The 13,425-nt window shown below is 70.4% G+C and carries 14 protein-coding genes; 6 read left to right on the top strand and 8 right to left on the bottom strand.

Annotated elements, in window-relative coordinates:
- Positions 1 to 7: 7 nt before the first annotated feature.
- Entirely contained in the window at positions 8 to 1,342 is a 1,335-nt protein-coding gene (locus EBE87_RS06315; RefSeq protein ID WP_120636860.1) for a dicarboxylate/amino acid:cation symporter, read from the bottom strand.
- A 264-nt stretch (positions 1,343 to 1,606) separates the two neighbouring features.
- On the opposite strand from EBE87_RS06315, the gene EBE87_RS06310 reads away from it, so the two are divergent.
- The 4 genes from EBE87_RS06310 to EBE87_RS06295 are packed head-to-tail and all read left to right on the top strand — an operon-like array spanning position 1,607 to position 6,315.
- Entirely contained in the window at positions 1,607 to 3,436 is a 1,830-nt protein-coding gene (locus EBE87_RS06310) for a sensor histidine kinase (RefSeq protein ID WP_120636834.1), read from the top strand.
- Positions 3,433 to 4,776 (top strand): sigma-54-dependent transcriptional regulator, encoded by a 1,344-nt coding sequence (locus EBE87_RS06305; protein WP_120636835.1) that lies wholly within the window; start codon positions 3,433 to 3,435, stop codon positions 4,774 to 4,776. Before EBE87_RS06310 ends, EBE87_RS06305 begins: the two co-directional genes overlap by 4 nt.
- Before the next feature lie 6 nt (positions 4,777 to 4,782).
- Complete coding sequence (locus tag EBE87_RS06300) at positions 4,783 to 5,838, top strand: alanine racemase (RefSeq protein ID WP_120636861.1); 1,056 nt, start codon at positions 4,783 to 4,785, stop codon at positions 5,836 to 5,838.
- 15 nt (positions 5,839 to 5,853) lie between these two features.
- Entirely contained in the window at positions 5,854 to 6,315 is a 462-nt protein-coding gene (locus EBE87_RS06295) for a RidA family protein (RefSeq protein WP_120636836.1), read from the top strand.
- Positions 6,316 to 6,350: 35 nt separating this feature from the next.
- Here EBE87_RS06295 and EBE87_RS06290 read toward each other — a convergent pair whose 3' ends face one another.
- From EBE87_RS06290 to EBE87_RS28955, 6 genes are all read right to left on the bottom strand, one after another.
- Complete coding sequence (locus EBE87_RS06290) at positions 6,351 to 6,719, bottom strand: DUF4440 domain-containing protein (protein WP_120636862.1); 369 nt, start codon at positions 6,717 to 6,719, stop codon at positions 6,351 to 6,353.
- Between the two features lie 53 nt (positions 6,720 to 6,772).
- Positions 6,773 to 7,645: a lysophospholipid acyltransferase family protein gene (locus EBE87_RS06285; protein ID WP_120636837.1), complete on the bottom strand. Its 873-nt coding sequence runs from the start codon at positions 7,643 to 7,645 to the stop codon at positions 6,773 to 6,775.
- Positions 7,638 to 9,041, bottom strand: coding sequence for a cytochrome P450 (locus EBE87_RS06280; protein ID WP_233553052.1), 1,404 nt, complete (start codon positions 9,039 to 9,041; stop codon positions 7,638 to 7,640). Before EBE87_RS06280 ends, EBE87_RS06285 begins: the two co-directional genes overlap by 8 nt.
- Positions 9,042 to 9,141: 100 nt before the next feature.
- Positions 9,142 to 10,209 carry a toxic anion resistance protein gene (locus EBE87_RS06275; protein ID WP_120636838.1) on the bottom strand — a complete coding sequence of 356 codons (1,068 nt, stop codon included), beginning with the start codon at positions 10,207 to 10,209 and terminating at the stop codon, positions 9,142 to 9,144.
- A complete protein-coding gene (locus EBE87_RS06270) occupies positions 10,206 to 10,970 on the bottom strand; it encodes a hypothetical protein (RefSeq protein WP_122139935.1) in 765 nt (254 codons plus the stop codon). Before EBE87_RS06270 ends, EBE87_RS06275 begins: the two co-directional genes overlap by 4 nt.
- On the bottom strand, positions 10,967 to 11,134 hold the full coding sequence (locus EBE87_RS28955; protein WP_158600810.1) for a hypothetical protein: 168 nt from the start codon (positions 11,132 to 11,134) through the stop codon (positions 10,967 to 10,969). Before EBE87_RS28955 ends, EBE87_RS06270 begins: the two co-directional genes overlap by 4 nt.
- A 154-nt stretch (positions 11,135 to 11,288) precedes the next feature.
- On the opposite strand from EBE87_RS28955, the gene EBE87_RS29350 reads away from it, so the two are divergent.
- Together EBE87_RS29350 and EBE87_RS29345 are read left to right on the top strand one after the other, a co-directional pair.
- Entirely contained in the window at positions 11,289 to 11,981 is a 693-nt protein-coding gene (locus EBE87_RS29350) for an alkaline phosphatase (protein WP_199707113.1), read from the top strand.
- A gap of 129 nt (positions 11,982 to 12,110) precedes the next feature.
- The gene (locus tag EBE87_RS29345) at positions 12,111 to 12,749 is read left to right on the top strand and encodes an alkaline phosphatase (RefSeq protein WP_199707115.1); all 639 of its coding nucleotides are present in this window, start codon (positions 12,111 to 12,113) and stop codon (positions 12,747 to 12,749) included.
- A 3-nt stretch (positions 12,750 to 12,752) separates the two neighbouring features.
- Here the strand turns inward: EBE87_RS29345 and EBE87_RS06260 are convergent, their stop codons facing one another.
- On the bottom strand, positions 12,753 to 13,424 hold the full coding sequence (locus tag EBE87_RS06260) for a GntR family transcriptional regulator (RefSeq protein ID WP_233553054.1): 672 nt from the start codon (positions 13,422 to 13,424) through the stop codon (positions 12,753 to 12,755).
- Between the last annotated feature and the right edge of the window lies 1 nt (position 13,425).

Genomic DNA, 13,425 nt, shown 5'->3' with positions numbered 1-13,425 from the left:
GTCCGGCTTACTCGGCCGCGACCACGGCGGCGCCGGTCGGGTCGGGCAGCGGGTGCCCGGCCATGGCGGCGTCCAGGCGGGTGCGGTCCAGCTCGCCTTCCCAGCGCGCCACCACCACGGTCGCCACCGCGTTGCCGACCAGATTGGTCAGGGCCCGGCACTCGGACATGAAGCGGTCGATGCCCAGGATCAGCGCCATGCCCGCGACAGGCACAGAAGGCACCACGGAGAGCGTGGCGGCCAGGGTGATGAAGCCCGCGCCGGTGATGCCGGCGGCGCCCTTGGAGGAGAGCATCGCCACCAGCAGCAGCAGGATCTGCTCGCCCAGGCCCAGGTGGGTATCGGTGGCCTGCGCGATGAACAGCGCCGCCAGCGTCATGTAGATGTTGGTGCCGTCCAGGTTGAAGCTGTAGCCGGTCGGGATGACCAGGCCGACCACGGACTTCTTGCAGCCCGCGCGCTCCATCTTCTCCATCAGCGTCGGCAGCGCGGCTTCGGAGGAGGAGGTGCCGAGCACCAGCAGCAGCTCTTCCTTGATGTACTTGATCAGCGCCAGGATCGAGAAGCCGTTGTAACGGGCCACCGCGCCCAGCACGACCAGCACGAAGAGCAGCGAGGTGATGTAGAAGGTGCCGACCAGGAAGGCCAGGTTGGCGACGGAGGAGATGCCGTAGCGGCCGATGGTGAAGGCCATGGCGCCGAAGGCGCCGATGGGCGCCGCCTTCATCAGGATGCCGACCAGCGTGAAGATCGGCGCCGTCACGGCCTGCAGGAAGTCCAGCACCGGCTTGCCGCGGTCGCCCACCAGGGCCAGCGAGATGCCGAAGAGCACCGCGAAGAACAGCACCTGCAGGATGTCGCCCGTCACAAAGGGGCTGACGATCGTGGTGGGGATGATGTTCATGAGGAAACCGGTGATGGTCTGCTCATGCGCCTGCGTCGCGTAGCCCTGCACCGCCTTGGCATCCAGCGTCGCCGGGTTGATGTGCAGCCCATAGCCCGGCTGCAGCAGGTTGCCGACGATCAGGCCGATGATCAGTGCCAGGGTGGAGAAGCACAGGAAGTAGATCATCGCCTTGCCGGCGACGCGGCCCACCTTCTGCAGGTCGCTCATGCCGGCGATGCCGGTGGCCACCGTCAGGAAGATGACGGGGGCGATGATCATCTTCACCAGCTTGATGAAGGCATCGCCCAGCGGCTTCATCGCCGCGCCCTGTTCGGGCCAGAAATGGCCCATCGCGATGCCGATGATAATGGCGACAACCACCTGGAAATACAGGTGCTGCCACAGCTTCTTCTTCACGGGCGGCTTACCCGGGGCAGTAGGGGCGAAACTCGCCATCGGCATGTCCTTCAGTCCGGCCCGGCGCGGCGGGTCCATGTACAAAAGCGGCGCCGGTGGGCTGGATTGCCCATCCTGGCGGCCATGGCTGCCCTTTTGGCAAGCCGCGTGCCAAAGGATTAGGCGACTGAAAACACGCAACATATAACTGATACATGTTTGCCGGGCCGCCTTTTTGTGCGGAAATCCGCTCTTCCTTTTGCCTCGCTGTGTGATATTCCGCACTCCATGCCGGCTGACTTTTCGCCCCAGTCCCCACGAAGGATGCGCGCCGACCGGCGGGCGGCGGCCTGGCTGGTGCTGGCCCTGGTGGCTGGGCTGGCGGCCACCATGCTGGCCTGGGCTGCCGGCCAGGGGGCGAGGCAGGAGGCCTGGGACAGCCTGCAGGCCCAGGCCACCACCACCGCCACCCTCAGCGCCGCCCTGCTGCGCAGCGAGCTGGAGAAGCAGCGCTCCCTGCCCTTCGTGCTGGCCGAGGACCCGGACCTTCGCGCCACCCTGGCCGACCCCACCGCCACGCGGCTTGAGGTGGTGAACCGCAAGCTGGAGCGGCTGCGGGACGGCACCGGGGCGGATGTCATCTACCTGATCGATACGACGGGCATGACGCTCGCCGCCAGCAACTGGCGGGAGGAAACCAGCTTCGTCGGCAATGACTACCGCTTCCGCCAATATTTCCAGGACGGGCTGCGGCTCGGCGCGGCGGAGCAATTCGCCCTCGGCACCGTCAGCCAGCGGCCGGGTCTCTATATCTCTCGCCGCCTGGGCAGCGCGCAGGCGCCGCTGGGCGTGGTGGTGGTCAAGGTCGAGTTCGAGGCGGTGGAGGATACCTGGCGGGATTCGGACCGCCCCATCTATGTCACGGACCGGCGCGGCATCGTGCTGCTGACCAACCGCTCCCGCTGGCGCTTCCAGACAGACCATCCCCTGCCGCCGCAGGACCTCGTCGCCATCCGGGACAGCCTGCAATTCGGCACCGCCCCGCTGGCGCCGCTGCCGCTGCGGCCCAACCCGCTTGGCTTCGATGCCAGTGCCGTGCTGCTGGATGAGGAGCCCGCCGCCACCGCCGCCGGCAACCCCCTCGCCCCCCATGCCGTCGCGATGCTGCGGGCCACGGTGCCGGTGCCCAGCTCCGACTGGCAGTTGCACCTGCTGGTACCCAGCGAGCCTTTGCTGTCCGCCGAGGAAGCGCAGCGGCGCGATGCCGTGCTCAGCGTCACCCTGGTGCTGATGGGCCTTGCCGCCTTCCTGCTGCAACGCGCCGGCCGCGCCCGCCGCCGCAGCGCCCAGGCGCAGGCCGAGCGGCAGGAGCTGGAGGAGCGCGTCGCTGCCCGCACCGCCGAGCTGACCAGCGAGATCGCGGAGCGCGAGCGCGCCGAGGTCCGGCTGCAGGAAGCGCGGGAGACGCTGCGGCAGGCCAACCGCCTGGCCACGCTGGGCCAGGTGGCCGCCGGCGTGGCGCATGAGATCAACCAGCCGCTCGCCGCCATCCGCTCCTATGCCGGCAATGCCGCCGCCTTTCTCCAGCGTGGCAAGGCGGAGCGGGTGAGCGGCAACCTGGACTCCATCGCCCGGCTCTGCGAACGCATCGGCGGCATCACGGACGAGCTGCGCGCCTTTGCCCGCAAGGCCACGCCACCGATCGGCCCCGTGCGGGTCAAGGCGGCGGTGGAGGGTGCGGCCATGCTGCTGCGCGCCCGGCTGGAGCACCAGGGCGTGCCCCTGCTGCGCGAGCTGCCGGCGGAAGAAGTCTGGATCAAGGGCCGGCAGGTGCGGCTGGAACAGGTGCTGGTCAACCTGATCCAGAACGCGCTGGATGCGCTGGAAGGCCGCCAGGGCGGCGAGATCCGCCTGGGCGTCACCACCAGCGGCGGCAGCCTGCGCATCACCGTGGCCGACAACGGACCCGGCATCGCGCCCGAGATCATGGGTGCGCTCTTCATGCCCTTCTCCACCTCCAAGCCGCAGGGACTGGGGCTGGGGCTGGTGATCTGCAACGACATCGTCACCGAGGCCGGCGGGCGCATCGAGGTCGCCAGCAGCCCCGGGGCCGGCACCACCTTCACCATCACCCTGCCCGAGGTGCAGCCATGAGCCTGACCCGTGTCGCCTTCGTGGATGACGACGCCGCGTTGCGTGATGCCAATGCCCAGACGCTGGAACTGGCGGGGCTGGACCCCCTGCCGCTGGCTTCCGCCGCCGAGGCCCTGGCACGGGTGGATGCGGACTTCGAGGGCGTGGTGGTCAGCGATGTCCGCATGGCCGGCATGGACGGGCTGGCGCTGTTCCGCCGGCTGCGGGAGTTGGACGCAGACCTGCCGGTGATCCTGATCACCGGCCACGGCGACATTCCCATGGCCGTCTCGGCGATGCGGGAGGGCGTCTATGACTTCATCCCCAAGCCCTATGCGCCGGAGGCCCTGGTGGCCAGCGTCCACCGCGCGCTGGAAAAGCGTCGGCTGGTGCTGGAGAACCGCCGCCTGCGCGCGGCTGCGACCGCCGGCGCCGAGGATGACGGGCTGCTGCTGGGCGAAACCCCCGCCATGCAGCGCCTGCGCCGCACCCTGCGCCACATCGCCGATGCCGATGTGGATGTGCTGGTGGTGGGCGAGACCGGCTCCGGCAAGGAGGTCGTTTCCTCCGCCCTGCACCGCTGGAGCCGCCGCGCCAGCCACCCGCTGGTGGCGCTGAACTGCGGCGCGCTGCCGGAGACGGTGATCGAGAGCGAATTGTTCGGCCATGAGGCCGGCGCCTTCACCGGCGCGCAGAAGAAGCGCGTCGGCCGCATCGAGCATGCCAGCGGCGGCACGCTCTTCCTCGACGAGATCGAGAGCATGCCGCCATCCCTGCAGGTGAAGCTGCTGCGGGTGCTGGAAACGCGCGAAGTGGCGCCGCTGGGCACCAACGAGGTGCGGCCGCTGGACCTGCGCGTGGTGGCCGCCAGCAAGATCGACCTGGGCGAGGCCGCCGCGCGCGGCGCATTCCGCGAGGACCTGTTCTACCGCCTGAATGTCGTCACCGTGCGCATCCCGCCGCTGCGGGAGCGGCGCGGCGATATCCCGCTGCTCTTCGCGCATTTCCTGCAACGCGCCGCCACCCGCTTCCGCCGCCCGGCGCCGCAGATGACGGCGGCGGTGGAACGCCACCTGCTGAGCCACGACTGGCCCGGCAATGTGCGCGAACTCTCCCATTTCGCGGAACGCTTCGCCCTGGGCCTGGAGGCGGTGGAGGATGCCGCCCCGCCCGAGAACGGCGCCGGCACGCTGCCCGAGCGCATGGAACGCTTCGAGGCCATGCTGATCCGCGAGGCGCTGGAGAATAATGGCGGCGACGTGCGGGCGACGCTCGCTGCCCTCGGCATTCCGCGCAAGACCTTCTATGACAAGCTGGCGCGGCACGGCATCGACCGTGCCCAATTCGTGCGGCAGGAGTGAATGGCCTTGGATATTGCTTCCCTGGAAACGCCGGTGCCCGTGGTCGATCTCGGCATCGCCGAGGCGAACATGGCGCGGATGCAGGCCTATGCCGATGCGCATGGCCTGGCGCTGCGGCCGCATATCAAGACGCACAAGCTGCCCGGCCTCGCCCGCCGGCAGGTCGAGCTGGGCGCCAGGGGCATCACCTGCCAGAAGCTGGGCGAGGCCGAAGTGATGGCCGATGGCGGGCTGGACGACATTTTCATCAGTTACCCGCTGATCGGGGAAGCCAAGGCGGAGCGGCTGGCGGCCCTGGCCGCACGGGTGAAGATGCGCGTGGCGGTGGACAGCCCCGCCGCGCTCGCCACCGCCATCCGCGCCGCGCGGCATGGCCATGTCATCGGCGTGGTGGTGGAATTCGACAGCGGCGCCAAGCGCACCGGCGTCACCTCCGTCGATGCCGCGCTGGACCTGGCGCGCGCCATCAAGGCCCAGCCTGGCCTGCGCTTCGACGGGTTGATGACCTACCCCACCACCGCCGCCACCGCCGCCTTCCTGGCTGAGGCCCTGCCCCGGCTGCGCGCCGAGGGGCTGGAACCCGCGGTGCTCTCCGGCGGCGGCAGCCCGCAGGCGGCGAAGACGCATGAACTGGCTCCGGTCAATGAATTGCGCGTTGGCACCTATATCTACAACGACCGCATGATGGTGGCCGCCGGCGCCGCCACCTGGGAAGACTGCGCGCTGACGCTGCATGTCACCGTCATCAGCCGGCCGGAACCCGACCGCGCCATCATCGACGCCGGCACCAAGAGCTTCGCCGCCGATATCATGCCCGCCGGCCTCCAGGAGGGCTACGGCCACATCCTGGGCTACCCCGAGGCGCGCATCGACCGCCTGAGCGAGGAGCACGGCATGGTGGACCTTTCCGCCTGCGCCCGCCGGCCGGAAGTAGGCGAGCGGCTGCGCGTGGTGCCCAACCATGTCTGCCCTGTCTCCAACCTGCATGACCGCGTCGCGGTCATTCGTGACGGCGCCTTCCAGGGCTTCGTCGAGGTCGCCGCGCGCGGCCGCACCCTTTGAAGGAAAACCGCCACCATGGATAACGCTGAATCCCGCCTCGCCGCGCTGGGCCACACCCTGCCGGTGCTGGGCAAGCCGCTCTTCGCCTATGTGCCCTTCAAGCGCGCGGGCGATGTCGCCTATATCTCCGGCCAGGTGCCGCGCCATGCCGATGGCTCGCTGACCACCGGCAAGGTGGGCGACGCGCTGACGGTGGAAGAGGCGCAGAAGGCCGCCGAGCTTTGCGCCCTGCATATCCTCTCCGTCGCCAAGGCCGCCGCCGGCAGCCTGGAGAAGGTGGAGTTCCTGAAGATCTTCGGCATGGTCAATGCCGCGCCCGATTTCGGCCAGCAGCCGCAGGTGATCGATGCCTGCTCCAAGCTGCTCTTCGAGGTGCTGGGCGAGCGTGGCCGCCACGCGCGTTCCGCCGTCGGCATGGGCTCGCTGCCCTCCAACGTGCCGGTGGAGATCGAGGCGGTGATCCGCATCCTCGACTGACGGCGGCGGAGGCGCCCGGTGGGCGCCCCTTCGTGTCAGGCTTTCGGGTGGGCCATCAGCCTTGGCGTCTGCTGGTGCTGCACCACCCGCCATTCCTCATGCGCCAGGCGGCGGTAGACCGAGGTGCAATGCGCCTCATAGGGCTGCACCCCTTCCCGCTCCGCCCGCGCATGATAGGCGATGACGATCAGCCCTTCCTGCGGCCGCTTCACCTGCCGTTCGGAAAGCTCGACGCTGGACCAGCGCGGGGTGCTGGAGACCGCCTCCACCGCCTGCTGCCCGCTCATCACGAAGGGCGGCTGGGGCAGCACCATGAGGCATTCGTCGTCGATCGAGGCCCTGTAGTGTTCCGCGTCGGCGGTCCACAGGCTTTCCTCGAAGCTCCAGATCCGTGCGTCTTCCATGACCGCGCCCTGCTGCTGCAACAGGCGGTACAACGCGCGGCGGGCCGGATTGTTCAGCGGTCAGGCCGGAAGGCGTAGAGCATCAGCCATTGCTCCAGGTGCCGGCGCACCACGGGCTCGATCACCGCCTCGATGGCGGCCTGGTCCGCCACGGCATCGCCGCTGGGGGTAATGGGCGGCAGGAAATTGGCGGTGAAGCGCGCCGTCTCCCCCACCCGCAACATATAGGCAGGCACCAGCGGCACCCCGGCCCGCGCCGCCAGCCGCGCCGCCATGGCGATATTGCCGCCCCGCGCCGGCGGGCGCCCGAAGGCCGGCGCATTGACCCGCCCGCCTTTGAACTCATCCACGAAAAGGCCGATCATGGTGTCGCCCCGCGCCAGCACGCGCAGCGCCTCCCGCATTGCCATGGCATTGCCGGGGATGGCATCGTTGTCGAGCGAGCGCCGCACCCGCATGGCGATGGCCAGCTGCGTCTTGTTGGCCGGCGGCTGGTAGATGCTGCGCACCCGCAGCCCGATGCCGCGGATAGCCCCCATCCCGGCTTCCCAATTGCCCAGATGCAGCAGGGCCAGCACGGCATTGGGGGCAGTGATATTCTCCCGCCCCACTACCGTGATGCGCCCTTCGTCCCACACCCGGTGCAGGCAGGAGAATTCGGCGAAGGTGCGGCCAATGTTGCGCAGGTTCAGCAGCGCCAGGTCTCGCCGCGCCGCCTCATCCAGATCCGGGCGCAGGTGGGAAAGCGCGCGCATCGAGCGCTCCACCTTGCTGCGCAGGCGGAAGTGACTGCCCAGCATCGCCAGCCGCGCGCCCAGCGCCGAGACCGCCGGCGTCGGCAGCAGCCGCATGCCCTCATGCAGCCCGATGTCCTTCACATGGTCCACCCGCTGCAGCAGGCGGTCCAGCGCCCGTTCCTCAGCCATCCGCGCGGCGCTCCAGCAGCATGGGCAGGCTGTCGCCGGGGCGCAGCGTCAGGCGGCAGACGGGATAGACCTCGGTCCCTGGCACCAGCTTCGGCGCGAAGCGGGCGGCCAGCGTGGCCAGGCAGAGCACCGCCTCCGTCAGCCCGAAGGCGGCGCCGGTGCAGACGCGGGGCCCGATGGCGAAGGGAATCCAGACATAGCGCGGCTTGGTGGCGGCCTCGCCGCCCGGCAGGAAGCGCTCGGGCCGGAAGGCGTCCGGCTCCCGCCACAGCTTGGCATGGCGGTGCAGCAGCCAGGGCACGGCGATGACCAGCGAGCCCTTGGGCACCCGCCGCCCGGCCAGCTCGCCCTCCGTCACCGCTTCCCGCGCCAGCAGCGGCACCGGCGGGTAGAGGCGCAGCGTTTCCTCCACCACCGCGCGGGTGAAGGGCAGGCGCGGCAGGTCGGCGAAGGTGGCGGGGCCGCCCAGCGCCGCGGCCTCCTGCCCCACCCGCGCGGCGGCGTGGGGGCACTGGCTCAGCAGGTACCAGGCCCAGGCCAGGGTATTGGCCGTGGTCTCGTGCCCCGCCATGAAGAGCACGGCGGCCTCGTTGCGGAAGGCCTCGCGGTCCATGCGCTGGCCGGTGGCGGGGTTCACGCCCTCGGCCATGGAGCGGATGAGGCTGGCCTCGCCGCTGGGGGCGGAGAGCACGCCGTCGATCAGCTTGTCCAGCACCGCCGCGATGCGCCTGCTGGCGCGGCGGGCGCGCGGCGGCTGCCAGCGCGGCATCCAGTCCGGCAGGCCCAGCAGCGAGATCAGGTCCGTCTGCCCCACCGCGCCCTGGTATTCCGCGAAGGCGCTGACCACGCTGGCCGCCGCCTGCCCCCCCAACTGCCGGCCGAAGATGGTGCGGCAGATGATCTCGGCCGTCAGGTGCCCCATCTCGGCCAGCATGTCGATCGGCGCTGACGGGTTCCGCGCTGCCCAGGCTTCCGCCCGCTCGGCGGCGGCCTCGGTGATGGGCGGGCAGAGCTCCGCCAGGCGCGAGACATGCGTCACCGGCGCCACCACCCGCCGCCGCTCCTTCCAGAGCGGCCCGTCGCTGATGAAGAGCCCGTCGCCCAACAGCGGCTTCAGCGCGTGCCGCATCTGCGGCGACTTCCGCTCATAGGTCGCGGCATGTTCCAGGAAGGCTTCCTGCACCGTGGCCGGGCTGTTGCAGATGAAGACATCGCGCAGCAGCACCCGGCGGTGCAGGAAATCGCGCTCAAAGGCCGCGCGGGGCCAGATATCGAGGAAGGAGCGCCGCAACAGCCGCAGCAACTCCGGCACCGGCGGCATCCGGCTGTGGCGAGGCGGGTGGGGCGGAACAAAGGGCGGCGCGTCGCGGCGAAGTTCTGCGGCGGCAGCGGACATGAGCGGGCGGCCCTCCCTCCGGGCCGGCACCAGTCATTCCGCCCTTTACGGGCAAGTTACGCTAAACGTAATAGTTTGACGAGCCCGCCTCGCTCCCGCTTCAGCCGCCGTGCAGCCGCGCATCCCGTGTATCGGTCAGCGCCTTGCGGATCTGCTGCTCCGCCAGTGCCAGTTCCTTGGTGGCGTTCTGGCGCGTGGCGCGGCCTTCGGCGGCGATGCGCAGGGTGTCCTCCAGCGTCGCCACCAGGGCCGCATTGGCCTGCTTCACGGCATCCAGGTCAAACACCCCGCGCTCCAGCTCCGTGCGCGCCTCGGCATTGGCGGCGCGCAGGGTCTCGGCATTGGCGGTCAGCAGCTTGTTGGTCAGGTCGGTGGCGCTGCGCACGGCGGCGCCGGCATCCCGCATCCGCTGGATGGCCAGGGCCTGCGCCAATTGCGTGCGCCAGAGCGGCACGGTATTGGCCAGCACCGAATGGATCTTGGCGGCCAGCGCCTTGTCGTTCTCCTGGATCAGACGCAGCGCGGGCAGCGACTGCATCGCCACCTGCCGCGTCAGGCGCAGGTCGTGCACGCGGCGGTCCAGCTCGTCCCGCGCGCCGCGCAGGTCAGCCAGCCGCTGCGCCGCCAGGGTGCCGGGGGCGGATTCGGCCTCCCGCAGCGCGGCGGGGATCACCTCGTTGTCGGTGCGGGCCAGCACCGTCTCGCCGGCGGCGATATGCTCGGCCAGGGCATGAAACCAATCCAGCGTGGCAAGGTAGAGCCGCTCCAGCCGCTCAACATCCTCCAGCAGATGGGTGCGGTGGCCGTCCAGCTTGTCGCCGATGGCCTCGATCTGCCCGCGCACCGTCTCGTAGCGGTGCATGATGGTGGTCACCTGCTTCTGCCCACGGCCCAGCAGGCGGCCCACCAGCCCGGGCTTCTCCGACAGCTTGGTCACGTCGAAGCCGCGCAGCGTGTCCAGCAGGCCGGACAGCGCCTCGCCGGCCTCGCCAGTCGCCGGGTTGCGGGCGGCGCCCAGCATGGCGTCGGCGGCGGCGGCGGCGCGGTTCTGCGCCTCGGCGCCGAAGCGCAGGATGGTGCCGGGATCAGCCAGATCGATGCTGCCAGCCAGCTCCTGCACGCGGGCCGGCGTCGGGGCGGTGGTGGCCTTGGTCAGTTCATCACTCATGCGAAACCCTCCTGCCGCAGCCGTTCGGACAGCACCTTGATCTGGATATCCAGCGCCTCGCTCTCGGCCGCCCGCAGGCGTCCGCGCAGCGTGGCGCTCCCCTCGGCCATGTCGGCCACCAGCGCATCCAGCGCCGCCGGCGGCTCGGCCCCCGCTCGCAGGCGGGTCACGATGCGGTCCAGCCCATCGAGCTGGATGTTCAGGAAGCGCCGGGCCTCCGGCAGCGCGCCAGGCTGGCGCTCCATCTCCGCCAGCAGTTCCTGCAATCCTGCCACCGCCGGGCGCAGCCGCTCGGGGCCAGCCGCCAGGGCGATCAGCCGGGTGCGCGGCACCTCGAAAGGATCGGGCGCGGGGGGCGGCGGCGGTGGCGGGGCGGGCTCGGCATCCGGCACGCCCTCATACAGCAGGGTGGTGCCGAACCAGGCCATGAGGCCGAAGATTACTGCGCCCAGCGCCGGCACCTGCGCCGCCATCAGCGCCAGCAACCCGGTGCCCACACCCATCAGGATGGCCGCGCGATGCCGCCCATGGCCGCCGCGCAGCGCCCGCAGCGCCAGCGCGATGCCGCCGATGCCCAGCAGCGTGCCCACCATCTGCCGGCCGGAACCGCCGATCAGGTTGATCAGCAGCGCCGGCGCCAGCGGCAGGGCCAGCATCACCAGCAGCGCGCCGCGCAACTGCCGCAGCCCGCGCCGCGGCGCGCCGCTCCAGGGCCCGGCGGGGCCCCAGGCACTGCCGGGCGGGACATCATGGACGCTCAATGGAAGAGCCCCATCACGGCCCGGATGAGGGCCAGCATCGACACCAGCCAGACCGAGCAGCCCAGCAGCGTGAAGCCGGCCACGCGGCGCAGGGCCACCGGCCGGCCGGGCTGCAGGCCGGGCACGGAGGCCAGGAAGTCAGGGGTGGAAAAGGATCGGCGCATGTCGTGAGAGATTGCCCCGCGCCACCCGCCGTTCAAGCCATTCCGATGGATGCCATGCCGGCGATGCAGCCCGCTATGTCATGAAACGATGACAATCAGGTGGTGCCGGACTGTGTAGTGGATGCGTGCAGCAGCAGTTCCGAGGGATTGCCCCATGTTCGGCTCATTCCGGCAGGCATTGACGATATCCGCCGCCGCCACCGTGCTGCTGGCCACCGGCGCCGGCATGGCGCTGGCACAGCAGGCCACTGCCGAGCAGTTGCTGGACCGTGCCGCGAAGCGGGGCCTTTCCCAGCACGGCGACGCGCGCCGGCTTTCCGCCGACCTGACCGCCGCCTTCCGTGCCGCCATTTCCGATGGGCCGGTGAGGAATGTCATCCTGCTGATCGGCGATGGCATGGGGGATTCGGAAATCACCATCGCCCGTAACTATGCCGAGGGCGCGGGCGGCTTCTTCAAGGGCCTCGATGCCCTGCCGGTGACGGGCCAGTACACCCACTATGCGCTGGATCGGGACAGCGGGAAGCCGGACTACGTGACGGACAGCGCCGCCTCCGGCACCGCCTGGGCCACCGGCACCAAGAGCTACAACGGCGCCATCAGCGTCGATATCCACGGCAAGCCGCAGCAGACGCTGCTGGAATTGGCCAAGGCGGCCGGCTACGCCACCGGCAATGTCTCCACCGCCGAGTTGCAGGATGCGACGCCGGCGGTGCTGATGGCGCATGTCACCGGCCGCCGCTGCTACGTCCCCTCCTCCACCACCAAGGCCTGCCCCGCCAATGCGCTGGAGAATGGCGGCGCCGGCTCCATCACCGAGCAGATGCTGAACACCCGCCGGACGTGACGCTGGGCGGCGGCGGCGCCTCCTTCGCGGAACAGGCGACGGCCGGCGAATGGAAGGGGCAGACCCTGCGCGCCCAGGCCGAGGCACGCGGCTTCCGCATCGTCGAGACGCTGGAAGCCCTGCGGGGGGGTGAACGGCGCCAACCAGCAGCAGCCACTGCTGGGCCTCTTCGCGCCGGGCAACATGCCGGTGCGCTGGAACGGCCCCAAGGCCAGCCATGGCGGCGCCCAGACCGAGCCCGTCACCTGCCAGCCCAACCCCGCCCGCGCCGCCACCCTGCCCAACCTGGCGCAGATGACCACCAAGGCGATCTCGCTGCTGCAGGGCCATGAGAAGGGCTTCTTCCTGCAGGTCGAGGGTGCCTCGATCGACAAGCAGGACCATGCCGCCAATCCCTGCGGACAGATCGGCGAGACGGTGGACCTGGACGAAGCGGTGCAGGTGGCGTTGGACTTCGCCAGGGGCCGCGGCGACACCCTGGTGATCGTCACCGCCGACCACGCGCATACCAGCCAGATCATCCCGCCCGAGGCGAAGTCCCCCGGCCTGACCCAGGCGCTGCGCACCAAGGACGGCGCCACGATGATCGTGAACTACGCCAGCACCGATGGCGATTCACAAGAACATACCGGGGCGCAACTCCGCGTCGCCGCCTATGGCCCCCATGCCGCCAATGTCACCGGCCTGACGGACCAGACGGACCTGTTCTTCACCATCCGGGATGCGCTGAAGCTGGCGCCGGACAGCCAGCGCGCCGCCGCGCAGTAAGACTCAGGCCCCCGCCGCGCGGCTGGCGAAGAACCCGGCCATGCCGCGCGCGGCGATCTCGATATGTCGGGCCAGCACCGCCACCGCCGCCTCGGCATCGCGGGCGCGGGCGGCTTGCAGCAGGGCGCGGTGGTCGTCCTGCGCCATGCCGCCCCGCCCCCGCGCCGCCAGGAAGAAGCGCAGGTAACGGTCGAAAACCGCCAGTTCCCGGTCCACCAGCAGCAGCAGGCGCGGGCGCCCGGCGCGGGCATAGAGCGCCATGTGGAAGCGGCGGTTCAACTGGCCGAGCTGGCCGGCATCCGGCTCCACTTCCATGACCCCGATCAGTGCCTCGGCCTGGGCGAGATCCTCGGCCGAGAGATGCGGGATGGAGAGGCGCAGCGCCACCTCCTCCAGCCCCTGGCGAATGGCAAAGCTGTCGGCGGCCTTGGCGGCGGAGATATCCGTCACCACCGCGCCCTTGTGCGGCACCGCATCCACCAGCGCCTGAGCTTCCAGTCGCCGCAGCGCCTCCCGCACCGGCATGCGGCTGACATCGAGGTCACGCGCGATGTCGTCCTGCCGCAGCGGCGTGCCGGCGGGGATGCGCCCTTCCAGGATGGCCGCCTTCAGCGTCGCCTCGACATATTCGGTTGCCGTGCGCCAGCGCGGCGGGGCTTCGACCAGCCGGGTCATT

This window comes from Teichococcus wenyumeiae (assembly GCF_003696345.1).
GTDB lineage: Bacteria > Pseudomonadota > Alphaproteobacteria > Acetobacterales > Acetobacteraceae > Pseudoroseomonas > Pseudoroseomonas wenyumeiae.
Note: the sequence above shows the minus strand (reverse complement) of the source record. Positions and strands in the feature narration are given on the sequence as shown.